Genomic DNA, 21,569 nt, shown 5'->3' on the forward strand with positions numbered 1-21,569 from the left:
GAAAGGCAAGCACGTGGAGGATCTCATGGGCCGTCTTAAGGCCGCAAACGCACAGATTGAACGCCAGGACAGCCCGCTTGGCGAGGAAATGCTCGAACGCCGCGAGGCCACGTCTGTGATTCCGGAATTGGCCGCCGCCCCCGGCCTCGAAGCAGCCCCTCCGGGTCCCGGGCCGATGATCACGGTCGGTGGACAAATGGTCGACCGATTCGAATTCGCGCAGGAGACCATTGTCTTGCGGACCGGGAGGCCGGTGCTGGCCGTCGTCGGTGATCAGGCGCAGCTCGTGTTCTCCGAACCGGAAAGCAAAGTCTGGGGGTCACGTCTCCAGGCAGCTTCAGCCCACGTGGTGAGCGCCGCACGGGCGGTCGGCCGCATCGAGGTCGAGGGACACGACCTGTCGTGGCTCGGCACCGGTTGGCTTGTCACGCCGGACGTCGTGGTCACGAACCGTCACGTTGCAGCCGAGTTCGGGCGCAACGATGGCATCTCATTCGTGTTCAAGCAGGGTATCGGCGGCAGCCCGATGAATGCCTCGATCGACTTCCTGGAAGAGATCGGAAGCACCAAGGACCGGACGTTCCGGCTGAACCGTATTCTGCACATCGAGGATTCAGACGGTCCTGACTTGGCGTTCCTTCGCGTCACCCCGACCGGGGAGCACCCCCTTGCAGCGCCTATCCGGCTTTCCACACATAACGAGGACGACGAATTGGTAGCGGTAATTGGCTACCCGGCCCGGGACAGCCGTATCCCGGACCAGCAGCTGATGGAAGAGATCTTCGGGAACGTCTACGACAAGAAGCGGCTCGCCCCCGGGCAACTGACCGGTTCGGATTCGACGTCGGTTCGCCATGATTGTTCGACCCTGGGTGGCAACTCCGGTTCGGTGGTGATGTCGCTCAAGACCGGCGAGGCTGTGGGTCTGCACTTCGCGGGGCGTTTCCTCAAAGGAAATTTTGCGGTACCGAGCACCATCGTGGCGGAGAGGCTGGAGAAAGTCATGAGCGCCAGAACCCGGCCAGGTCCTGTGCAGCCGACGGTTCCGGATCGCCCCGCACCGGCAAATCTCCAGGCCGCCGCGGCTCCCCGCACGGAGCTCGGATTCTCGTTCGTCGTTCCACTCCGGGTGACGGTGGAGGTCGGGAAACCATACCCGGACGGCGGCGACCAACACGATCGGCGAACGGATGCGCCGTCAACAAAGATCGATACAGACGGCGAAGTATTCACCGAGGCGGTTGCCGCCGACTACCGGGATCGTCTCGGATACGAGGAAGAATTTCTCGGCATTCACGTTCCGTTGCCGGCAGTAACGGGCGGGCGGGATGATGTCCTTACCTTCACCGTCGATGGAAACACCGAAGACGTGCTGCGGTACGAGCATTTCGCGGTCATGATGAGCAGGAGCCGCCGGATGTGCTTGTTCAGTGCGGTGAACATCGACGGGTTGCATTCCATATCAATGCCGCGCGCGGGCTGGCGCACAGATCCGCGGATTCCGCTTGGAGCGCAGATCCGCAACGAGTGCTACGGTGCTGAGCCAAAGTTCTCGCGGGGTCATATGACCCGGCGGGAAGACCCGGTCTGGGGTGCTCAGGATAGCGCGTCGAAGGCGAATGCGGACTCCATGCACGTCACCAACGCCGTTCCCCAGATGCAACCCTTCAACGGTGGAGTCTGGCTCGAGCTCGAGAATTACGCGCTCCAAAATGCACGCAAGGATGACATGCGGATCTCCGTCTTCACCGGTCCGTTCCTGACGGACGGGGACCCAACCCGGTTCGGTGTCCAGATCCCGACAGAGTTCTGGAAGGTCATCGCCTTCATCCACGACGAGACGGGGAAACTCTGTGCCACCGGCTACACGATGTCTCAGCAGGATTTCCTGCGTGAAGAGGAATTTGTTTTTGGCAAGCACAAAACTTCGCAGCGATCAATCGCCTCCATCGAACAACGCACGGGACTCTCGTTCGGGCCACTTGCCGCCCTTGACCCCATCGAGGACACTGAGGGCCTTGTTTCCGAACTGACAGATGTCCGGCAGATACGGTTCATCGGACGCTAACGGAAAACATGGCCAGGGAAACCGTCGATCAGCACTGCGCCTTGGCCGTCGCAGGATCCGCTGAGGCCCGGGCACCCGGCCAAGGCTTTTAGGCGAGGCTTCGCCTCGTCTGGAGCCTCAGTTCAAGGTCATTCATCACGATCCCTGCGAGGTTCTCCAGGGTCCTGGTGTCGTCCTCACTGAAGTGCCTCGGCTCGGTGTCCAGCACGCACAGGGTTCCGAGGTTGTACCCGTCTGGCGTGCGCAACGGAACACCGGCATAAAACTGCATCCCGGCTTCGCCGGCAACCAACGGGTTGGCCAACGTGCGGGGATCGGTGGCGGCGTCCTCCACAATCCAGGCATCCTCCTGAAGGATCGCGGAGGCACACAGCCCCGGGTCCCTGCCGATCTGTTCAACATCCGTGCCGTACCGGGCCTTAAACCAGATTCGGTCGTGGTCCACAATGCTCACGATGGCTACCGGGACAGCAAACATCCGCGCCGCGACCGCCACGACACGGTCAAACGTCCCGTCAGGGAGGGTATCGAGGATCCGGTACCGGTGCACGGCCCGCATTCTGGCTTCTTCGGCGTCGACCGTTTCCTGGGACCCGTCGCGGTGCCTGGCGGCACCCGTTGCGATCTCCTGCCGCAAGGACAGGGACACGTCCTTGGCGTCAGGGCGTACAGCCGGATCCCGGGCGAGCATGAAGGTGAGCAGGTTTGCCCATTTGGGCGCGACCTCCTCCGGAATGTGCGGATCGCGTAGAAGCCTTGCCAGAGCCGACTGGATGGGAGCGCCCGGATAGGCAACGCGTCCCGTCAGGGCCTCCAGGAGCACCAGCCCCAGCGAATAAACATCGCCGGGTGTCCCGGACGGCTCACCGGCCGCCTGTTCCGGGCTCAGGTAATGCGGCGTCCCTGACGAGCCGCCCTTGAAGGTGTCCAGGCCTGCGTCCAGCAGCGTCGCGACGCCGAAGTCGCTGAGCTTGGCGCGTGGCCTGCTGTCCCCGCTCCCGTCGTCAACGAGCAGGACGTTCGCCGGTTTGACGTCCCGGTGGACAATGCCGTGATGGTGGATGTAGGCAAGACCGTCCGCAAGGTCATGCCCGATGTGGGCGACGTGGGCCGCGGACAGCGACCCATGACTACCCCGTTCGCGCAGATCCGGACCGCGGACCAGTTCCATCACCAGGTAGCTGTGCGGGTCTTCGGGATCGCTCAGATCCGCTCCGGCGTCGAACAGCGTCACCAGCGCAGGATGGCTCATCCCCGCCAGGATACGCACCTCGGCCTCCTGCCTGCGGATCTGCTCGACGTCGGCACGGTTCCGGCGGAACAGCTTAAGCGCCACATCCCTCTGAAGCAGCTCGTCAACGGCACGGTAGACAGTCGATTGCGCACCCGAGCCGATCAGCTCAGCTATCCTGTAGCGCCCGCTTAAGAGATCCCCGCGCCGCATCATACCCACACCCGTGATCCTTAAAATTATCCAGGGCCTGCGCCGCGGGCCCGCACCGACAGGCGATACCGGGCTTGGCGCAAACCAAGACATGCGGCCGTCCGGTTCCTGGCAGGAGTCGGGGTAACAACAGGCCCGCCCTACATCTTAAGCGAGATCCGGCGTTTTGGAGGCGGCTATCCTGAAACCCCCCGGAAACCTGGGCGGCTTAGTCTGGTTAAACTCCGGCGAGGCGATGGAAGGGAACCCAGTGCATCTCATGCCCCGAGAGCAGGAAAAGCTCATGATTGTGGTGGCGGCCGACCTTGCCCGTCGCCGCCAGGCACGCGGCCTGAAGCTGAACTTTCCCGAGGCAGTGGCAATCATCAGCTACGAACTCATCGAGGGTGCGCGTGACGGCCGGACGGTAGCTGACCTGATGAGCTACGGCACCACCGTCCTCACGCGGGAAGACGTGATGGAAGGCGTCCCGGAGATGGTCCACGACGTCCAGATCGAGGCCACCTTCCCGGACGGCACCAAACTGGTCACTGTCCATGATCCGATCCGATAGGGCAGGCCAATGATCCCAGGTGAGTACATCCTCAGGTCCGGGCCCGTGACCGTGAACGCCGGGCGCCAGGCGATCGACGTCGTCGTCACCAACACCGGCGACCGCCCCGTGCAGGTTGGTTCGCACTTCCACTTCGCCGAGGCGAACAGCGCGCTCACATTCGACCGCGGGGCCGCCCATGGCCGCAGGCTGGACATCCCCGCAGGCACGGCCGCGAGGTTCGAACCGGGTGACAGCAAGACTGTCCGGCTGATTGAACTGACCGGCCGCCGGGAAGTCTACGGCCTGAGCAACGCCGTGAACGGCCCCCTCGATGCCGGCAAGGGAGCAGCCACATGAGCTTCGACCTCCCCCGCCGGCAGTATGCCGACCTCTACGGCCCCACGACGGGCGATGCCATCCGGCTGGCTGACACCGAGCTCTTCCTCGAGATCGAGAAGGACCTCACCGTCTACGGCGAGGAAGTCGTCTTCGGCGGCGGCAAAGTGATCCGCGACGGCATGGGCCAGAACGGCCAGGCCACGAGGGACGGCGGTCCTGATGGCGACGTCCCGGACACCGTCATCACCAACGCCGTCATTCTTGACTACACCGGCATCTACAAAGCCGACGTGGCGCTCAGGGACGGCCATATCTTCAAGATCGGGAAGGCCGGCAACCCGCAGATCAGCGACGGCGTGGACATCGTCATCGGCGCCAGCACCGAAATCATCGCGGGCGAGCGGAAGATTCTTACCGCAGGCGGAGTGGACAGCCACATCCACTTCATTTCCCCGGACCAGGTCTCCACCGCCCTCACCAGTGGCGTGACCACCATGGTGGGAGGCGGCACCGGCCCCGCCGAAGGCACCAAGGCCACGACAGTCACCCCCGGGAAATGGCATATCCAGCGCATGCTGCAGGCCGCCGAGGGGCTGCCCATCAACATCGGCCTGCTGGGCAAGGGCCACGCCTCCGCCGTCGAGCCGCTTGCGGAGCAGATCCGCGCCGGCGCCATCGGGCTCAAGGTCCACGAGGACTGGGGTTCCACCACCTCCTCCATCGACACCTCCCTGAAGGTGGCCGACGAGTACGACGTCCAAGTGGCCATCCACACCGATACGCTCAATGAGTGCGGTTTTGTGGAGGACACCATCCGCGCCATCAACGGCCGGGTCATCCACACCTTCCACACCGAGGGTGCCGGCGGCGGGCACGCGCCGGACATCATCAGGATCGCCGGGCTGCCCAACGTCCTGCCGGCGTCGACCAACCCCACCCTGCCTTACACGCGGAACACCATCGAAGAGCACCTGGACATGCTGATGGTCTGCCACCACCTCAACCCGGACATCCCGGAGGACGTGGCGTTCGCCGATTCCCGCATCCGGGCCGAGACCATCGCCGCCGAGGACGTCCTGCAGGACCTGGGCATCTTCTCCATCACCTCCTCCGACTCCCAGGCCATGGGCCGTGTGGGCGAGGTGATCACCCGCACCTGGCAGGTGGCGGACAAGATGAAGAAGCAGCGCGGCGTCCTGGAAGATCCCGACGGCGGCACTCACGGTTCTGCGGACGGTCTGGGTCCGCAGAGCGATAACTTCCGCCTCAAGCGCTACGTGGCGAAGTACACCATCAACCCCGCCATCGCGCAGGGCATGGCGGACTCCATCGGGTCCATCGAGGAAGGAAAATTCGCCGATCTGGTCCTCTGGGATCCTGCGTTCTTCGGCGTCAAACCTGAGCTGGTACTCAAGGGCGGGCAGATCGCGTATGCGCTGATGGGTGACGCCAACGCCTCCATCCCCACCCCGCAGCCGCGGACCATGCGGCCCATGTTCGCCACATTCGGCAAGGCGGTGCAGCAGTCCTCCATCACCTTCCTGTCCCAGGCGGCAATCGACGCGGGTGTCCCCCAGGAACTTGGCCTCGAGAAGGTCATCCGGCCCGTCTCCGGCATCCGGACACTGACCAAGGCGGACCTGAAATACAACAACACCACCCCGGACATCCAGGTGGACCCGGAAACGTACCAGGTGAGCGTGGACGGCGAGGAAGTCACCTGCGAGCCCTCCGACATCCTGCCCATGGCCCAGCGCTACTTCCTCTTCTGACCCGACCACCCGGAGCCTGACGTGATCATCGAAAAAGTCCTCGGCAACCTGCACGAGCTGCCCGCAACAGAACTCGCCGTCTACACCGGGCTGCATCGCGAGAAGGTGGTGCTTCCCAGCGCCCAGCTGGTCAAGCGCATCCAGCGGGTCATCACCGACCACGGCAAAGTGATCGGAATCCGGCTTCCCTCCGGCTCCGGCGACCTGCGCGACGGCGACATCCTGCACGTCGAGGAGACCAATATGATTGTCGTTTCCGTGCTCCCCACCGACGTCCTGGTGGTGGCACCGCGGTCCGTCTACGAGATGGGCGTCGTGGCACACTCGCTCGGCAACCGGCACCTGCAGGCCCAGTTCTTCGACTCGTCCTCGGAGTATGGGGCCGACGTCATGGTGTGCGCCTACGACCACACCGTCGAGGACTATCTTCGCCATGTTGGAGTGCCCTATACCCGCCAGGAACGCGTCATGCCTGTGCCTTTCCGCCATGCCGAACACAGCCACTAGTTCCGTCGATGACTTATCAGCTTGCGCTGCAGCAGCTTTGTGACTCAGCGCTACCTACCGGGGCTTTTGCTCACTCCTTTGGATTCGAGACGTACGTCGACGCCGGGGTCATTTTTGATGAGGGGTCTTTTGGCGTGTGGCTCGGGGCGTTCATCGGGCAGCAGCTTTCCTACTCTGATGGGCTGGCGATCCGGTTCCTTTACGAGGGGTGGGATGTTGGGGAGCTGGATGAGCACTTGTCTGCTTCTTTGTTGCCTCGGGAGGTGCGGGAGGCGAGTGTGAAGATGGGCGGGCGGCTGCTGGAGATCGGGACTGAGGTTTTTCCGTCAGGGCAGCTGGGACTGTACCGGGACCTGGTGACCAGTGGCCGTGCCGCCGGGCACCAGCCGCTGGCGTTCGCCGTCGTCGCCCGTTCCCTGGGCGTGCCGCTCAACGAAGCGCTGGCCGCCTACCTTTTCGCCTCCGTCACGTCACTGACACAGAACGCGGTCCGCGCCATCCCGCTCGGCCAGAACGCCGGGCAGCGGCTGCTGCGGACAGCGGCCGACGGCGTTGCTGCCGCCGTCGAGCGCATCGGCCACCTGACGCCGGACGACTTCGGGGCCGTCAGCCCCGGACTGGAAATTTCGCTGATGAGGCACGAGCGCCAGCGTGCCCGGATGTTCATGAGCTAACAGGAGGACTAAATGACTGAACCCATCAAGATCGGCATCGGCGGGCCGGTAGGCGCCGGCAAAACCCAGCTCGTGGAGCGGCTCACCCGCCACATGAGCCGCGACATTTCCATGGCCGCCATCACCAACGACATCTACACTATCGAAGACGCCAAAATCCTCGCCGCCAACGGCATCCTCCCCGAAGACCGGATCATCGGCGTAGAAACCGGCGGCTGCCCGCACACCGCCATCCGCGAAGACACCTCCATGAACACCGCCGCCATCGAGGAACTCAAAGCCCGGCACCCGGACCTTCAGGTGATCTTCGTCGAATCCGGCGGCGACAACCTCTCCGCCACCTTCAGCCCCGAACTCGTGGACTTCTCCATCTACATCATCGACGTGGCCCAAGGCGAAAAGATCCCCCGTAAAGCCGGCCAGGGCATGATCAAGTCCGATCTCTTCATCATCAACAAAACCGACCTCGCACCCCACGTCGGCGCAGACCTCTCAGTCATGGAACGGGACTCCCGCGAATTCCGAGGCACCAAACCGTTCTGCTTCACCAACCTCAAAACCGACGAAGGCCTCGACGCCGTCATCGACTGGATGCGGCGCGACGTCCTGATGCTCGATCTGGCCTCATGAGCACGACGGCGGGAGCGCCACCGGCGGCTTCACCGGATGCAAGGGGCCGTGCCCGCTTCGCGGTGCCCACCACGCCGCGGCCCCTTACATCCGGCTCCGCCGCCTCAGCGGGTACGTCACCTATGGGGCGGCTTGAGCTGGGCGTCGAGGTGCGCGGGGGGAGGTCGGTTGCCTCACATCAGTTCCATGAGGGGGCCCTTCGGGTACTGCGGCCTCACTATCTTGATGACTCCGGGCAGGTTTGTTATGTGCTCGTTAATCCTGGCGGGGCTTATCTGGGCGCGGATCTTTTTGTTTTGGATATCGAGGTGCAAGCGGGCGCTGGTTTGTTGTTGACTACGCAGTCTGCGACGAAGATTTACCGGACTCCGGGGTCATTTGCTGAGCAGCGGATGACCCTGCGGCTTGGGGCGGGGGCGCGGCTGGAGCTGGTCCCGGACCAATTGATTGCCTATCGGGAGGCCAGTTACCGGCAGAACACTTACATCACGGTGCGGCCGTCGTCGAGCCTGGTCATGGCTGAGGTGGTCACTCCTGGCTGGTCGCCTGACGGCGCGTCGTTCCGGTACGAGGAGCTTCGGCTCCGGAATGAGATCGTGGTGGAAACCGACCAAGACGGGGGTCGGCTGCTGGCCCTCGATAACCTGCTGATCCGGCCGCCGGCCGGCGATGTCACCGGCTTGGGCTACATGGAGGGGTTCAGCCATTTGGGCTCGCTGGTAGTGGTGGACGCACGCGTGAACCAGGCGCTGGCGGACGAACTTCACGCCCTCACGGCGGACCGCAACGCACACACCGGCATTTCACTGACCCGCTCCCTGGCCGGAACCACGGGACTGGTGCTCCGCTCGCTCTCCCACAGCACGGAAGAACTGAACCGGCTGCTCGGCGCGTGCACGGCCCTGCTCCGAAACCGCTGGCAGGGGCAGCAACCCCTGAACCTCAGAAAGTACTGAGCGGTCACCGTGGCGCGAGATTAACGTCCTCGCCCCGGAGGTTGGCATGGAAGCCGTCGCCCTGCACGGTGACGCCCTGGAGTACGAGGCCCTCGGGCAGGCCCTTGATGTCGTGCTCGATGGTCACGAACCTGCGAACTATCGCAGCAGTGGCGTCGGAGAGGAAGTCCGGCCCACCAAAGTCGATCGAGCGTGGCTCGACAACCAGCCTGCCGGACTTCACCTCGACAGTGCCGGTCGCGATGACGCGGACTTCGCGCCCCAGGACCTGGACGGTGCGAACCACCGTGGCCTGGCCGTCGTCGGCGGCGCGGACTACGGTCCCGTTACCAAGCTCGCCGGCGATGACGTCGAACGGCACGGTCGCGTCCACGACGAGCCGGGCAGCCACCAGCCCCTCCGGCCCCGTGACCACGTCCTGCCCGACGGCCCGGACGTCGCGGAGCGTCGAGCCCGCGGCCACCACAGTCCCGGCGTCCAGCGCCAGGTCTGCGAGCCACACTTCGTCCCCGCCCAGGCCGCCGGGAGGCACTGCCCCCGGCGGCCTCCCGGCACTCGCCGACGGAGAAGGCGCAGCAGCCCCTGGCTCTCCCCCACCGGCCGGATCGCTCACTGCCCACCAGAGGATCGAAAGCGCTACCCCCAGGACGAGGACCATCCCCAAAGCACCGATCAGCCAGTCCCTCGCACGCATCCACATCATGAGGACAGTCTGGTGGCTCGACGAGCAGGGCGCGAAACCGGATCGTCACGCTGCCAAGCCACGTCCTGCGCAGAAGGGGCTTTGATTACCTCACGCGACACTCTCCAGCAGGCTGGCCCGGACATCGGCTCCTCCCAGGTAGCTGCCCTTGAAGAAGAGCAGCGGCTCAGCGCCGTCGCGTGCCCCAAGGGCCCGGACAGCACCGACCACGATGGTGTGGTCGCCGCCGTCGTATTCATCCTTGAGCTCGCAATCCACCCAGGCGAGGGCCCTGTCCAGCACCGGGTTGCCCAGCGGCGACGCGGAGTGGGTTACGCCGGCGAACTTGTCGGTGCCTGAACGGGCGAACCGGGCAGCCAGATGCTGGTGCTCGGCGGGCAGGATATTGACCGTGAAGCGGCCCGCCTGGCGCAACCGGGGCCACGTCCTCGAACTGCGTGCGGGACTGAATGTCACCAGGGCCGGGTCGAGGGACAGTGACGAGAAGGACTGGCAGGTGAAGCCGGCGGGACCGTTGTCAGTGGCGGCTGTGATCACAGTCAGCCCGGAGGCGAAGTGGCCCAGGACGTGTCGCAAACGCTGGGGGGGCGAGATCAAAATGTTCCGTCATGTTCGTTCCTTTCGAAGCCGGTCATCCAAACCAACCACCCAGGTGCGCCCGGTTCAACCGGTCATGAAACGCACTGACGCCGCAGGACATGCGAGGTCATGGCCCGAAGCGCGGGGTAACGAAAACGGCCGCTGCCGCAAAGTGCCGCGGCAGTGTACGGGGTCAGCCGTTCTTGAGGAGGGCTACGTCGGAGACCATCTCGATGTGCTCCAGCATTGCTGCCGAGGCAGCCGCGGAGTCCTGTGCCCTGATGGCGTCGGCGATCTTGCGGTGGGACGCGAGGGACTGCTCCGGACGCCCGGGCTGGCCCAGTGACTCCAGGCGCGTTTCCAGGACCATCCCGGCGATGAACGTCATCAGCTGGGCCAACACGGCAGAATGAGCGGCAGCGGTCACGGCCTGGTGGAACAATTCGTCACCGTGCGCGCCTTTGGCTCCCGACGCCACCTCGTCAGCCATCGCCTCAAGCGCTGCGTCAATGGCTTTCATGTCCCCGGCGCTGCGCCTGGCGGCCGCGAGCTCGGCAAGCTTCACCTCCAGGGTGCTCCGCGCCTCCACGATTTCGGGCAGGCGGCTGCGGTGCTCGCGGAGGCCCTTAATCACGGACGGGACATTGGGACGGTACACCAGCACGGCTCCGGTACCGTGCTGGACATCAATCACGCCGAGCACCTCCAGCGCCACCAGGGCCTGGGCCAGCGTGGCACGCGAAACGCCAAGCCGTTCGGCAAGCTCACGCTCAGCCGGCAGCGTATCCCCCGGAGCCAGCTGGGCAGCCTCGATGTAGTCCATGATCTGTTCGACGAGCTGCTCGTAGAGCCGGGGCCGCGCAACACGGGAGATCTGTTGCGTCGCTGTCTGCTTTGGCATGCGCATCCTTTCGGGGCTCTGTTCCTTAACTGTACCGGACTATTGACAAAGACACCCAGTGTCTAGGAGGCTAGGCCAGTGATCCACTTCACAGCCCATTTCGATCCGGAGGCACAAAGATGTCCGCTCCCGTCCTGTCCATCATCATCCTGGCGGCGATGTTCCTGCTGGCCACGGTGCTGCCCCTCAACATGGGGGCCCTGGCCTTCGTAGGAGCGTTCCTGCTGGGGTCGGTGGTTCTCGGCATGTCCACCAACGACATCCTTTCCAACTTCCCCGGCGGCCTGTTCCTGACCATCGTCGGCGTCACCTACCTCTTCGCCATCGCACAGAACAACGGCACCATTGATCTGCTGGTCCGCGGTGCTGTCCGGCTCGTGGGCAATAAGGTGGCGCTCATCCCCTGGGTCATGTTCGCCATCACCGCGCTCATCACGGCGGTCGGGGCACTGTCCCCCGCCGCCGTCGCCATCATCGCCCCCATCGCCCTGAGCTTTGCGGCCAAACACAAAATCAATCCGCTCATGATGGGCATGATGGTCATCCACGGGGCCCAGGCCGGCGGCTTCTCCCCCATCGCCGTCTATGGCGTGACCGTCAACGGCATCATCGCCAAGACCGATCTGGAAGCCAGCCCCATGGCCATCTTCCTGGCCAGCTTCCTTTTCAACCTGGCCATCGCGGTTGTTCTCTCCCTCGTCCTCGGCGGCAACAGGTTCCGCTCCACGAAGGCAGGACGGGTTGTGGAACGCGCGGCTGAAACCCGTATGTCCGCGAGCGTAGGCGCACGCGCAGCCGGCGTCACCCTGCAGGGTTCCGGTTCCGACATTTCCTCCGCCGGCGTTGCGGCAAAGGGCACCTCGGGCGGCGCGGGCACATCGGCTGCGCACGAAGCAGGCGCTTCTGCCACTCAAGCACGCGCCAACATCCCCCAGCTCGTGACGATCCTGGGCCTGATCGCGCTCGCCGTCATCTCGCTCGGCTTCAAGGTGGACGTGGGTTTCGTCTCCATCACGATCGCCATCATTCTTGCCCTGGTCTCCCCCGCTGCCCAAAAGGGCGCGGTGAACAAGATCAGCTGGTCCACCGTCCTGCTCATCTGCGGCATGCTCACCTTCGTGGGCGTCCTCGAAGAAGCCGGCACCATCAAGTTTGTCTCCGACGGTGTAGCCCACCTGGGCATGCCGCTGCTGGCAGCCCTGCTGATCTGCTACATCGGCGGCATCGTGTCGGCCTTCGCCTCCTCCACCGCCATCCTCGCAGCCCTCATTCCGCTGGCTGTTCCGTTCCTTGCCACGGGCGAGATCGGCGCGGTGGGCGTCATCGCCGCCCTCGCCGTAGCCTCCACGATCGTTGACGTGTCTCCCTTCTCCACCAACGGCGCCCTGGTCCTGGCGAATGCACCCGAGGACGTGGACAAGGAGAAGTTCTACAAGCAGATCCTGGCCTACAGCGGCATCGTGGTTGCTGCCGGACCCGCGATCGCCTGGCTGGTCATGGTGGTCCCGGGCTGGATGTAGCCCACCCCATCCAGCCCGCGCCCTACACTCCGAAACAGAGGACTACCACCATGAGCACCGAACCGACTATCCATACCGAAGGCCCGCTGTCGGGCTACCTTGTGGTGGACCTGAGCCGGGCCCTGGCCGGTCCGCATGCCGGAATGATGCTGGCTGATCTCGGCGCCCGGGTGATCAAGGTCGAAAACCCCGGCACCGGCGACGACACCCGCGGCTGGGGGCCGCCGTTCGTCGGCCCCGAGGACGACCCGCAGGCAACGTACTTCCTGTCCTGCAACCGCAACAAGGAATCCATCGCCCTGGACCTGAAGAGCGACGACGGCCGGAGAGTATTGCGCGAACTGCTGGAACGTGCCGACGTCGTGATCGAGAACTTCCGTCCCGGAGTCCTGGACCGGCTCGGCTTCTCTACCGCGGAAATGCATGCGCTCAACCCGGCACTGGTCATCCTGTCAATCACCGGATTCGGGCATGACGGGCCCGAATCCCGGCGCAGCGGCTACGACCAGATCCTGCAGGGCGAGGCGGGCCTCATGTCCCTGACCGGGTCCGGGCCGGACGACCCGCAGCGGGTGGGCGTCCCCATCGCCGACCTGCTGTCCGGGATGTACGGCGCGTTCGGAACATTGGCGGCCCTGCTTCAGCGCGAACGGACCGGGAAAGGCCAGATCGTCCGCACCTCGCTGCTCGCAGCCCTCATCGGGGTGCATGCCTTCCAGGGCACCAGGGCCACAGTCGCCGGCGAAGTCCCCCAGGCGCAGGGCAACCACCACCCCTCCATCGCCCCCTACGGGCTGTTCCGCTGCCGGCAGGGCAGCGTACAGATCAGTGTCGGCAGCGAGAAGCTCTGGCGCACCTTCGCGTCCGCCTTTGGAATTGACGCCGGGCAGCCCGAATTCGCCACGAACGCGGACCGGGTCCGCAACCGGCAGAAAGTCATCGACGTGGTGGAGCAGGCCTTCTCCGAATTCGAGGCCGAACCGCTGCTGGCCAGACTCAACGAGGCCGGCATCCCGGCAGGCAAAGTCCGCACCCTGGACGAGGTCTACGAGTGGGACCAGGTCCACTCCCAGGGGCTCATGATCGACGTCGACCACAAAATCCTCGGCACCGTAAGCCTGCCCGGACCGCCGCTGCGGTTCTTCAGCAACGCCGACACCACGGAAACCACACTCAAGACGCACACCGCACCGCCCCTGCTGGACCAGGACGGGGAGCACATCCGGCAGTGGCTTGGCCTGTCGCCGGCGGGAACCGTGCGAACAGCGACGGACGCCGTCACTCCCGCACCGGGGCAGGGAAGGGGCTGACCATGCTGACCGGGCAGAAGGTGCGGCATCTGGACGCCGCCGGACTCATCACCGCGGTGCTGGACCCGGGCACGTACCGGAGCTGGGATGCTCCCGTGACGGACCCCGATCCATGCCCCGAATACCGCGAGGAACTGGCGGCCGCCCGTGCAAAAACAGGCATCGACGAGTCGGTCCTGACCGGCGAAGGGCATATCCGCGGCCGGCGCGTGGCCGTCATCGTCAGCGAATTCCGCTTCCTTGCCGGCTCCATCGGGCTGGCGGCGGCTGAACGCATCGTCACCGCCGTCGAACGGGCAACCCGGGAAGGCCTGCCGCTCCTGGCCGGGCCGGCGTCGGGCGGCACCCGCATGCAGGAAGGAACCATCGCCTTCCTGTCTATGGTGAAAATCAGCGCGGCTGTCCGCGCCCACCGCCAGGCAGGGCTGCCCTACCTGGTCTACCTCCGTCACCCCACAACGGGCGGAGTCATGGCCTCCTGGGGGTCCCTGGGGCACATCACGGTCGCCGAACCCGGTGCCCTGCTCGGCTTCCTCGGCCCCCGCGTCTACGAGGCGATCAACGGCACACCGTTCCCGGAGAACGTCCAGGTCGCCGAAAACCTCTTCGACAAGGGCCTGATCGATGCCGTGGTCCCGCCCGGTCAGCTGTCCGACGTCGTCGACCGCGCCTTGAGCATCCTGGTCACCGGCCCGCACCGGGACCTGGCGCCGCCGAGGACCCTTTCGGTCAGGCCGTCCGACGCCAGCGCCTGGGAATCGATAGGCATCTCCCGTAATCCGCGGCGACCGGACCTGCGGCAGCTGCTCGCCTACGGCGCAAGGGACGTTCTGCCGCTCAACGGCACCGGGCAGGGCGAAAAAGACCCAGGCCTTCAGCTCGCCCTGGCGCGCTTCGGCCAGGAGTCCTGCGTCGTCATCGGCCACACCAGGCCCCGGCCTTCGGAACAGACAGCAATGGGACCTGCTTCCCTCCGTGAGGCCCGCCGCGGCATGCGCCTGGCCGAGGAACTGGGGCTTCCGCTGCTGACCGTCATCGACACCAGCGGCGCGGCTCTCTCCAAGGAGGCGGAAGAAGGAGGGCTCGCGGGTGAAATCGCCCGTTCCCTGCACGATCTCATCGGGCTGAACTCCCCCACGCTCTCTGTCCTGCTGGGCCAGGGCGCCGGCGGCGGGGCGCTGGCGCTCCTTCCCGCGGACCGCACCATCGCCGCCCACCACGCGTGGCTCTCACCGCTGCCCCCCGAAGGTGCAAGCGCCATCGTCCACCGGAACATTGACCACGCGCCGGCAATGTCCGAAACCCAGGGGGTCAACGTCGCATCCCTTTACGCCAACGGCCTTGTTGAGCACATCGTGGACGAACGCCCCGACGCGTCACAGGAGCCCAAAGCGTTCTGCCTGCGCATGGGACAGGCCATCGAATACGAACTCGCCACGCTGTCCAGTGCCGGGATCAACAGACTGCTGCCGCAACGGCTGGCCAAGTACAGGAGGCTGGGGGATCAGTACTCGCCCTTGATGACGAAGTAGGAGCCGCGGATGACGCCTGCCAGCTTTGACTTCTGGCGGGCGAACTTGAAGCGTGCTGCCAGTTCCTCCGGGATCTCCATTCCTTCGGACAGTTTGAATCCGACCGCCCGCTTCCCGCCGTCCTCGATGCTGTACATGACGTTGATCGCCAGGCCCGATTCGTAGAACACGTAATCCATGCGCAGACCGTCCACTTCGAAGGCGGTTGCCTCCAGCGGGCGGGAGCCGATGACGATGTCGCGCTCGTTCTTGAGGATGCGGGTTACGCGGTCCACCACCTCCGGAACCTCGGTGGCAGGGCGAACGGTAAAGGCGTGGCCGTACTTGGTGTGGTAATAGCGGCCCTCGTTGGCGCGTAGCCCAGCGAGGGCCTCGGCGACCGGCGACGATTCCAGCCCGACGGTAGAAACGTTTTTGAAGTCAACAACGTACGGCATGTGCGTGCTCCTGGTGAGATGTAGTGGACCAACGATAACGTGAGGGCACGCTGGCTAGAGGTAATCACCGGCCCGCTCACGGGCGATTTCAAGCAGCGTTGTGTGGAAGGCGACCTCTGCCGGGGCGTAGACCTTGTCCTGGCGCTGGGCCAGCAACACCCTTCGCAGCGGGGCGGCATCGCCGAGGCTCAACACCCTCACGTCAGGATGCTGAAGGGCCACGGCAGTTTTGGGCACCATGGCCACTCCCATTCCGACGCTGACCATGGCCTGCGCCTCTTGGTAGTCATTGGCCAGGAAGCCGATGGTCGGTTCGAAACCAGCGTCGTGGGCGGAGCGCTGCAGGACCTCCACCACCGGGTGCGCCTCCGCACGGACTATCCACGATTCCTTCCGCAGATCCTCCATCCTCACTTCATCACGGCCGGCGAGCGGGTGGCCCTTGGCCACCAGGATCACGGTGCTTTCCTGAAAGACTTCGGTGACCCGGATTGAGTCGTCGTGGAATCGGTTCCAGGGATAATCCCACAGCAGGCACAGGCCGGTGACTCCGGACTCGAGGTCCGAGACAAGTTCGTCAAAGCGTGCGCTGCGCAGCGAGAGGCCGATCGCCGGGTATCGCTTCTTGAACGCGCGGATCACGACAGGCAGGAACGACCCGGCAAGCGTAGGAAATGTACCCACGGTCAGAGATCCGCGCCTGAGACCGGCAATCTGGTCCAGGTCGGATTGGGCTGCGCGCATCTGGCCAATGATCTTGCGGGCGTGTCCCGCAAGCACCTGACCGGCCTCTGTTGGTACAACGCCGCGGGAGCGGCGGTTCAGCAGCGGCTGCCCCACCTCTTGCTCGAGCTTCCGCAACTGCTGGGAAACCGCCGACGGGGTGTACATCATCAGCTCCGCCGCCGCCGTGATCGATCCCTGCTCGACGACCTCAACCAACAGCGCCAACCGCCGGATGTCGAATAAATTTTGATCGTCATCCTTAAGCATCGCTTCACCCTTCTGTCTTTTTCATTCATTCTATGCAGCCTCGCGGCGCAACGGGGCCGATCCGGGCACTGAACGCCCCAAGATGCCCGCCAAGGACGGCAATTAAGGCTCTGACGGCGCTGAATTAAGCATCCCTACATCCCCCCACAGTAATTGAACATTGTCTTCATTTGTGATCCCGCTCATTCTTTTACCAGGCCCTGAAGAATCTGCATGGCCCTGGGAGATGTAGGGAACACGATGAAGATAGAAGCTGAATGGATGCGCGGAGGCACCAGCAAGTGCTGGGTCTTCGAAACGGAGCACCTGGATCAGGTCCGCACCAGCCTTGATGAGTTGCTCCCCCGGCTGTTCGGGAGCCCTGACTCCCGGCAGATTGATGGTGTCGGCGGTGCAACGTCGACAACCAGCAAGGCCATGATCCTTCGCCGGCCGGCCGAGGAGGGCGTCGACGTCGAGTTCACCTTCGCCCAGGTCGGCATCGAAGAGGCCGAAGTGGACTGGGGCAGCAACTGCGGGAACTGCTCTGCGGTTGTAGGGCTTTACGCGATCGAAAAAGGTTGGGTCGTCCCGCATGGAGACGTCACGAGGATCGTTACCCGCAACACGAACACCGGCCAGATCATCATCCAGCGGGTCTCCACCCCCGCCGGCGCCCTGCCCATCGTTCCTGATGCCCGGATGCCCGGGGTTGCGTTTCCCGGCTACCGGGTCGGCCTGGGCTTCCAGGATCCGGCCGGCAGGACCACCGGCAAGCTGCTGCCCACCGGCGCCGCAACCGACACGATACTTGCCGGCGGAACCCGCTGGACCGTGTCGATGGTCGACGCCGGAGCGCCGGTAGTCATCGTCCGCGCTGAGGAGTTGGGCCTGGACCCTTCCCGATATGACAGCTGGGCCTCCGGAGTGGAACTGCAGCTGGAAACCCTCGATCACATCCGCCGGCAGGCGGCCGTCCGGATGGGGCTGGCGCCCACCATCGCCTCAGCTGCCCGTGCCATCCCGAAGCTCGCGATAGTCGCCTCCCCCACACAGCTGGACCCGGACAGCGACGTCAACGTCATGATGCTTTCGATGGGCAAGCCCCACCCCGCGCTGGCCATCACCGGCAGCATCGCACTGACACTGGCCGCCCGGACGCCGGGCACGGTTCTCAACAGCATCACAGGCCCCAACCCGCGACCCACGCTCAGACTGCGCACACCGGCCGGGGTGATCGAGACCTGGGTTGAGCACCGCGACGGGTCACAGCTGGTCGGCGTCGACCGAACAGCCCGAACCATCGCCACCAGCATCATCCATATTCCGGAAGCTCTCGGCACAGCCGTCGAAGCCTCCCTGGCATCAGCCACTCAATGAGGAGCCAAGACCATGACTAAGACCATTTACCAGTCCGATCCGAAGGCCGGTAGCGAAACCGGCGAAGCCCCTGCCAGGCGTCCGGACCGTCGCCGCCGTATCCTGCTGATAACGGTAGCCGCGATCGCGATCCTGGGTCTGGCCGCCCTCGTGTTCGGGGGTGCCATCTTCAACCCGGCGGCCACCTCGGAATCGGAGCCGGCCATGACCGTTACACAGATCATCCCGCTGGTCATACTTGTCGTGATGTTCGTCGTCGCCACGAAATGGCCGCTGAACATCGGCGTGATGGGCCTGGTGGCGTCGTTCGGCGTCGGGTACTTCATGCTTGGAATGACCGACAAGGAGATCCTCAAGGAATTCCCCGCGAGCATCGTCCTGACGATCATTGGGGTCACCTACTTCTTCAGCATGGCGCAGCGGAACGGGACCATCGACATCATCGTCCAAACCTGCGTGCGCCTCGTCAGGGGTAAAACACTGCTGCTCCCCTGGGTCTTCTTCCTCATTGCCGCAGCGCTGACGTCCCTGGGCACCTTCTCCCCCGCCGCCGTCGCGCTCCTCGCACCCGCAGCCCTCGGTTTCGCCTACGAATCGCGCATCCATCCCGTACTCATGGGTGCGTTCATCATCAACGGAGCACACGCAGGAGGGTTCTCCCCCCTCTCCGTGGCCGGCGTCCTGGTTCACGACATCGCGCTCGAAAACGGCTTCCCCATCTCCCAGGGCGGACTGTTCGCAGCGAGCTTCGCCCTCAATCTCATCCTGTCGGCACTGACAGTGCTGTTGTTTGCGCTCCTGGGCAAGCTGAAGGACGGCCACGGCGGCCACCATACCGGCCTTGACGAGCCCCGCACGAGCCGCCCGCACGGCCAGCAAATCCTCACCCTCCTGCTGATCGCTGCAATGCTCGTGTGCACGCTGGGCTTCCACATGCCGATCGGCTTCGTTGCCCTCTCCGCCGGGCTCCTTCTGGCGCTGGTCAACATCAAGGAACACCGGACGTTCATCGGCGGTGTCTCCTGGTCCACCGTGCTTCTGGTGGCCGGCATGATCACGTACGTCTCCCTGCTCCAGCATGTCGGCGTCATCGACACCCTCGCCGAGCAGGCCCTTGCCCTGGGTGCGCCGCTGTTGATCGCGCTGGTCCTCTGCTACGTGATTGGTGTCGGCTCCGCATTCGCGTCGTCCACGGCTTTGCTGACCGCGTTCATCCCGCTTGCCGGTCCCCTGTTGGCTTCCAGTTCGCTCAGCGCCTCAGGAACCGTCGCGGCACTCGCCATTGCCGCAACGGTGGTGGACGTCTCCCCCTTCTCCACCGACGGCGCACTGGTTGTCGCCAACGCACGTGAAGACGACCGCCAGCGCGTCTACAAGCAACTGATGATGTACGCCGGCGGAGTGGTACTGGCAGCTCCCGCGCTGGCCTGGGCCCTGCTGGTACCCACCGGCATTATGTAGGGTTTGGCGTCCGACGGCGGCCCGGCAGACGGGCGCGCAACCTGACGTCGCTCCGCACCAAGGCAGGGCCCGCCGGAATGAACGGCGGCCCTGCCTTTGGCGTCTTCAGTTCTTCGCCGCCGCATTTTTAAAGCTGCCGGGAGCGGCTCTTGGCGCGCCGTCAGGGTCGGGCGAGCGGGCACCCGACGCCGCCCGACGACGTAATCCCCGTACCGCCGTCGGGCGCCCGGTTCCGTTGCCGCAGGCAAATATCAGCCAGGCTCTGGACTCCTGGGCGGGGCCCAATCAGACTGACTACAACAGCTGGCCCGGCAGGCCGGAGTTGCCCGTATTTCGACGGGTCGGGAATGGACAGCTGCATTTATTGGGGCTTTACCGAAATGCCTGTTCCAGACCGTTGAAAGGACCTGGTCATGCCGGACTTCTCAGCATTCTTTCCGCTGATTGCGATCATTCTGGGCGTACTTTTTGCCGTTGCTTTTATCTGGCTCGCAACAAAACTGATGTGGAAGGTCGCTGAACCCAACGAGGCCCTCATCATCTCCGGGCTGACCCGTGGAACCCTTGAAACCCGGGCCGGGATGGATTTCAAAATCGTCACGGGTAAGGGCGCACTGGTCTTTCCCGGCCTCCAGACGGTGCGGACCCTGTCGCTTACATTGAACGAAACCGAGCTCAAAGTTTCCTGTGTCACCTCGCAGGGCATCCAGGTGATCGTGGAGGGTGTGGTCATTTACAAGATCGGCGATGCCCCGCCTTTTATAGCCAATGCGGCCCGGCGTTTCCTGGGCCAGCAGCCCAAAATGGAAAGCCAGGTGTACAACGTCTTTGAGGGCCACCTGCGCTCCATCATCGGCAGCATGACTGTGGAGGAGATCATCCGCGAGCGGGACAAGCTCGGTTCGCAGGTCCGCAGTGCCAGCGGCGTGGAGATGGAAAAGCTGGGACTCGTGGTGGATTCGCTGCAGATCAAGGATCTGCAGGACCCTACGGGATACATCCAGAACATCGCAAAGCCGCACATCGCCAAGGTGAAGATGGAGGCCCGCATCGCCGAGGCCACCCGCAACCGTGAAGCGGCCGAGAAGGAAGCGGAGGCTGCAGCGCTGATCGCAGACGCGCAGAGCGTCTCAGCAATCAGGCAGTCGGTGGCGCAGGCCAACGCCGAGCGTGCCAAGGCCAACGCCGCCCAGGCCGGCCCCCTGGCCGACGCCACTGCGCGGCAGCAGGTGGTGGTCCAGGAAACCGAGGTCGCCAAGCTCGAGGCGGACAGGGAAGAACAGAAACTGCAGACCACCGTCCGGAAACCGGCAGACGCGAAAGCCTACGCCAAACGAACCGACGCCGAAGGCCAGAAAGCGGCGGACATCAGCGCCGCCGAGGCCCTGGCACGCCGCACCGAGCTTGAGGCCCAGGCCAACGCCCGCCGGACCGAACTGCAGGCCCAGGCAAATGCCACCGCCGCGGCTGCCGCCGCCGGAGCCACCAAGGTCACCGGCGAGGCCGAAGCTGCGGCCACCAAGGCCAAGGGTGATGCTGCGGCCTCTGCGATCAAGGCCAAAGCGCTGGCCGAGGCGGACGGCATCAAGGCCCGGGCCGAAGCCTTGGGGACCAACCAGGATGCAGTGATTTCCCAGCAGCTCGCCGAAAACATGCCCGCGATCATTGCCGCAGCGGCGGAGCCGTTCTCGCACGTGGGACAGATGACCGTCCTGAACGGCGGCGAAGGCGTCAACAAGATGCTCGGCGGAATCCTCGCTCAAGCCGGCGACTACCTCCCCGCTCTCGCGTCCGCGCTCAAGAAAGGCCCGCAGGCCAAGCCGCCGGCCAAGGCGCCCGGAGAATAGGG

Annotated in this window: 20 protein-coding genes; 14 read left to right on the forward strand and 6 right to left on the reverse strand. The window is 64.7% G+C overall.

What is annotated here, in order from left to right; translation table 11 throughout:
- Positions 1–25 precede the first annotated feature (25 nt).
- Positions 26–2,068 carry a DNA/RNA non-specific endonuclease gene (locus tag ACS5PJ_RS15220; RefSeq protein ID WP_439435707.1) on the forward strand — a complete coding sequence of 681 codons (2,043 nt, stop codon included), beginning with the start codon at positions 26–28 and terminating at the stop codon, positions 2,066–2,068.
- A gap of 88 nt (positions 2,069–2,156) precedes the next feature.
- On the opposite strand, the gene ACS5PJ_RS15225 is transcribed toward ACS5PJ_RS15220, so the two are convergent.
- Positions 2,157–3,515 (reverse strand): protein kinase domain-containing protein, encoded by a 1,359-nt coding sequence (locus ACS5PJ_RS15225; RefSeq protein ID WP_439435880.1) that lies wholly within the window; start codon positions 3,513–3,515, stop codon positions 2,157–2,159.
- A 247-nt stretch (positions 3,516–3,762) separates the two neighbouring features.
- Here ACS5PJ_RS15225 and ACS5PJ_RS15230 point away from each other — a divergent pair, with 247 nt between their 5' ends.
- The 7 genes from ACS5PJ_RS15230 to ACS5PJ_RS15260 all read left to right on the forward strand — a co-directional run bounded on the left by ACS5PJ_RS15230 (position 3,763) and on the right by ACS5PJ_RS15260 (position 8,925).
- Positions 3,763–4,065 (forward strand): urease subunit gamma, encoded by a 303-nt coding sequence (locus ACS5PJ_RS15230; RefSeq protein WP_367766271.1) that lies wholly within the window; start codon positions 3,763–3,765, stop codon positions 4,063–4,065.
- Between the two features lie 9 nt (positions 4,066–4,074).
- Positions 4,075–4,404, forward strand: coding sequence for an urease subunit beta (locus ACS5PJ_RS15235; protein WP_439435708.1), 330 nt, complete (start codon positions 4,075–4,077; stop codon positions 4,402–4,404).
- Positions 4,401–6,158, forward strand: coding sequence for an urease subunit alpha (ureC, locus tag ACS5PJ_RS15240; RefSeq protein WP_439435709.1), 1,758 nt, complete (start codon positions 4,401–4,403; stop codon positions 6,156–6,158). The genes ACS5PJ_RS15235 and ureC overlap by 4 nt, the downstream gene beginning before the upstream one ends.
- A gap of 21 nt (positions 6,159–6,179) precedes the next feature.
- Positions 6,180–6,665 carry an urease accessory protein UreE gene (gene ureE, locus ACS5PJ_RS15245; protein WP_439435710.1) on the forward strand — a complete coding sequence of 162 codons (486 nt, stop codon included), beginning with the start codon at positions 6,180–6,182 and terminating at the stop codon, positions 6,663–6,665.
- Positions 6,666–6,673: 8 nt separating this feature from the next.
- Positions 6,674–7,339 (forward strand): urease accessory protein UreF, encoded by a 666-nt coding sequence (locus ACS5PJ_RS15250; protein ID WP_439435711.1) that lies wholly within the window; start codon positions 6,674–6,676, stop codon positions 7,337–7,339.
- Between the two features lie 12 nt (positions 7,340–7,351).
- Entirely contained in the window at positions 7,352–7,969 is a 618-nt protein-coding gene (gene ureG / locus ACS5PJ_RS15255) for an urease accessory protein UreG (protein WP_439435712.1), read from the forward strand.
- 122 nt (positions 7,970–8,091) lie between these two features.
- Entirely contained in the window at positions 8,092–8,925 is an 834-nt protein-coding gene (locus ACS5PJ_RS15260) for an urease accessory protein UreD (protein WP_439435713.1), read from the forward strand.
- A gap of 4 nt (positions 8,926–8,929) precedes the next feature.
- On the opposite strand, the gene ACS5PJ_RS15265 is transcribed toward ACS5PJ_RS15260, so the two are convergent.
- From ACS5PJ_RS15265 to ACS5PJ_RS15275, 3 genes are all read right to left on the reverse strand, one after another.
- Complete coding sequence (locus tag ACS5PJ_RS15265) at positions 8,930–9,628, reverse strand: LmeA family phospholipid-binding protein (RefSeq protein WP_439435714.1); 699 nt, start codon at positions 9,626–9,628, stop codon at positions 8,930–8,932.
- Between the two features lie 90 nt (positions 9,629–9,718).
- Positions 9,719–10,225: a flavin reductase family protein gene (locus ACS5PJ_RS15270; protein ID WP_439435715.1), complete on the reverse strand. Its 507-nt coding sequence runs from the start codon at positions 10,223–10,225 to the stop codon at positions 9,719–9,721.
- 175 nt (positions 10,226–10,400) lie between these two features.
- Positions 10,401–11,108, reverse strand: a complete 708-nt coding sequence (locus ACS5PJ_RS15275; protein WP_439435716.1) for a FadR/GntR family transcriptional regulator — start codon at positions 11,106–11,108, stop codon at positions 10,401–10,403.
- Between the two features lie 119 nt (positions 11,109–11,227).
- Here ACS5PJ_RS15275 and ACS5PJ_RS15280 point away from each other — a divergent pair, with 119 nt between their 5' ends.
- The 3 genes from ACS5PJ_RS15280 to ACS5PJ_RS15290 are packed head-to-tail and all read left to right on the forward strand — an operon-like array spanning position 11,228 to position 15,470.
- Positions 11,228–12,628, forward strand: a complete 1,401-nt coding sequence (locus tag ACS5PJ_RS15280) for an SLC13 family permease (protein ID WP_439435717.1) — start codon at positions 11,228–11,230, stop codon at positions 12,626–12,628.
- A 50-nt stretch (positions 12,629–12,678) separates the two neighbouring features.
- The gene (locus tag ACS5PJ_RS15285; RefSeq protein WP_439435718.1) at positions 12,679–13,938 is read left to right on the forward strand and encodes a CaiB/BaiF CoA transferase family protein; all 1,260 of its coding nucleotides are present in this window, start codon (positions 12,679–12,681) and stop codon (positions 13,936–13,938) included.
- A 2-nt stretch (positions 13,939–13,940) separates the two neighbouring features.
- Positions 13,941–15,470, forward strand: a complete 1,530-nt coding sequence (locus ACS5PJ_RS15290) for a carboxyl transferase domain-containing protein (RefSeq protein WP_439435719.1) — start codon at positions 13,941–13,943, stop codon at positions 15,468–15,470.
- Here the strand turns inward: ACS5PJ_RS15290 and ACS5PJ_RS15295 are convergent.
- Positions 15,443–15,907 (reverse strand): DUF8821 family protein, encoded by a 465-nt coding sequence (locus ACS5PJ_RS15295; RefSeq protein WP_439435720.1) that lies wholly within the window; start codon positions 15,905–15,907, stop codon positions 15,443–15,445. The genes ACS5PJ_RS15290 and ACS5PJ_RS15295 overlap by 28 nt on opposite strands.
- A 54-nt stretch (positions 15,908–15,961) precedes the next feature.
- Positions 15,962–16,900, reverse strand: a complete 939-nt coding sequence (locus tag ACS5PJ_RS15300) for a LysR family transcriptional regulator (RefSeq protein WP_439435721.1) — start codon at positions 16,898–16,900, stop codon at positions 15,962–15,964.
- A gap of 240 nt (positions 16,901–17,140) precedes the next feature.
- Here ACS5PJ_RS15300 and ACS5PJ_RS15305 point away from each other — a divergent pair, with 240 nt between their 5' ends.
- The 3 genes from ACS5PJ_RS15305 to ACS5PJ_RS15315 all read left to right on the forward strand — a co-directional run bounded on the left by ACS5PJ_RS15305 (position 17,141) and on the right by ACS5PJ_RS15315 (position 21,567).
- Positions 17,141–18,259: a PrpF domain-containing protein gene (locus tag ACS5PJ_RS15305; protein ID WP_439435722.1), complete on the forward strand. Its 1,119-nt coding sequence runs from the start codon at positions 17,141–17,143 to the stop codon at positions 18,257–18,259.
- Between the two features lie 12 nt (positions 18,260–18,271).
- Positions 18,272–19,720 (forward strand): SLC13 family permease, encoded by a 1,449-nt coding sequence (locus ACS5PJ_RS15310; protein ID WP_439435723.1) that lies wholly within the window; start codon positions 18,272–18,274, stop codon positions 19,718–19,720.
- A gap of 413 nt (positions 19,721–20,133) precedes the next feature.
- Positions 20,134–21,567, forward strand: coding sequence for a flotillin family protein (locus ACS5PJ_RS15315; protein ID WP_439435724.1), 1,434 nt, complete (start codon positions 20,134–20,136; stop codon positions 21,565–21,567).
- Positions 21,568–21,569: the final 2 nt, after the last annotated feature.

It is taken from the genome of Pseudarthrobacter cremeus, assembly GCF_051857465.1.
Classification (GTDB): Bacteria; Actinomycetota; Actinomycetes; order Actinomycetales; family Micrococcaceae; genus Arthrobacter.

What these genes read in the sequence shown, in the direction of transcription:
- ACS5PJ_RS15220 (WP_439435707.1), top strand. Translation starts at nt 26, where the DNA reads ATGGGCCGTCTTAAGGCCGCAAACGCACAGATTGAACGCCAGGACAGC.
- ACS5PJ_RS15225 (WP_439435880.1), bottom strand. Translation starts at nt 3,515, where the DNA reads ATGATGCGGCGCGGGGATCTCTTAAGCGGGCGCTACAGGATAGCTGAG.
- ACS5PJ_RS15235 (WP_439435708.1), top strand. Translation starts at nt 4,075, where the DNA reads ATGATCCCAGGTGAGTACATCCTCAGGTCCGGGCCCGTGACCGTGAAC.
- ureC (WP_439435709.1), top strand. Translation starts at nt 4,401, where the DNA reads ATGAGCTTCGACCTCCCCCGCCGGCAGTATGCCGACCTCTACGGCCCC.
- ACS5PJ_RS15250 (WP_439435711.1), top strand. Translation starts at nt 6,674, where the DNA reads ATGACTTATCAGCTTGCGCTGCAGCAGCTTTGTGACTCAGCGCTACCT.
- ureG (WP_439435712.1), top strand. Translation starts at nt 7,352, where the DNA reads ATGACTGAACCCATCAAGATCGGCATCGGCGGGCCGGTAGGCGCCGGC.
- ACS5PJ_RS15260 (WP_439435713.1), top strand. Translation starts at nt 8,092, where the DNA reads ATGGGGCGGCTTGAGCTGGGCGTCGAGGTGCGCGGGGGGAGGTCGGTT.
- ACS5PJ_RS15265 (WP_439435714.1), bottom strand. Translation starts at nt 9,628, where the DNA reads ATGATGTGGATGCGTGCGAGGGACTGGCTGATCGGTGCTTTGGGGATG.
- ACS5PJ_RS15275 (WP_439435716.1), bottom strand. Translation starts at nt 11,108, where the DNA reads ATGCCAAAGCAGACAGCGACGCAACAGATCTCCCGTGTTGCGCGGCCC.
- ACS5PJ_RS15280 (WP_439435717.1), top strand. Translation starts at nt 11,228, where the DNA reads ATGTCCGCTCCCGTCCTGTCCATCATCATCCTGGCGGCGATGTTCCTG.
- ACS5PJ_RS15285 (WP_439435718.1), top strand. Translation starts at nt 12,679, where the DNA reads ATGAGCACCGAACCGACTATCCATACCGAAGGCCCGCTGTCGGGCTAC.
- ACS5PJ_RS15290 (WP_439435719.1), top strand. Translation starts at nt 13,941, where the DNA reads ATGCTGACCGGGCAGAAGGTGCGGCATCTGGACGCCGCCGGACTCATC.
- ACS5PJ_RS15295 (WP_439435720.1), bottom strand. Translation starts at nt 15,907, where the DNA reads ATGCCGTACGTTGTTGACTTCAAAAACGTTTCTACCGTCGGGCTGGAA.
- ACS5PJ_RS15300 (WP_439435721.1), bottom strand. Translation starts at nt 16,900, where the DNA reads ATGCTTAAGGATGACGATCAAAATTTATTCGACATCCGGCGGTTGGCG.
- ACS5PJ_RS15305 (WP_439435722.1), top strand. Translation starts at nt 17,141, where the DNA reads ATGAAGATAGAAGCTGAATGGATGCGCGGAGGCACCAGCAAGTGCTGG.
- ACS5PJ_RS15310 (WP_439435723.1), top strand. Translation starts at nt 18,272, where the DNA reads ATGACTAAGACCATTTACCAGTCCGATCCGAAGGCCGGTAGCGAAACC.
- ACS5PJ_RS15315 (WP_439435724.1), top strand. Translation starts at nt 20,134, where the DNA reads ATGCCGGACTTCTCAGCATTCTTTCCGCTGATTGCGATCATTCTGGGC.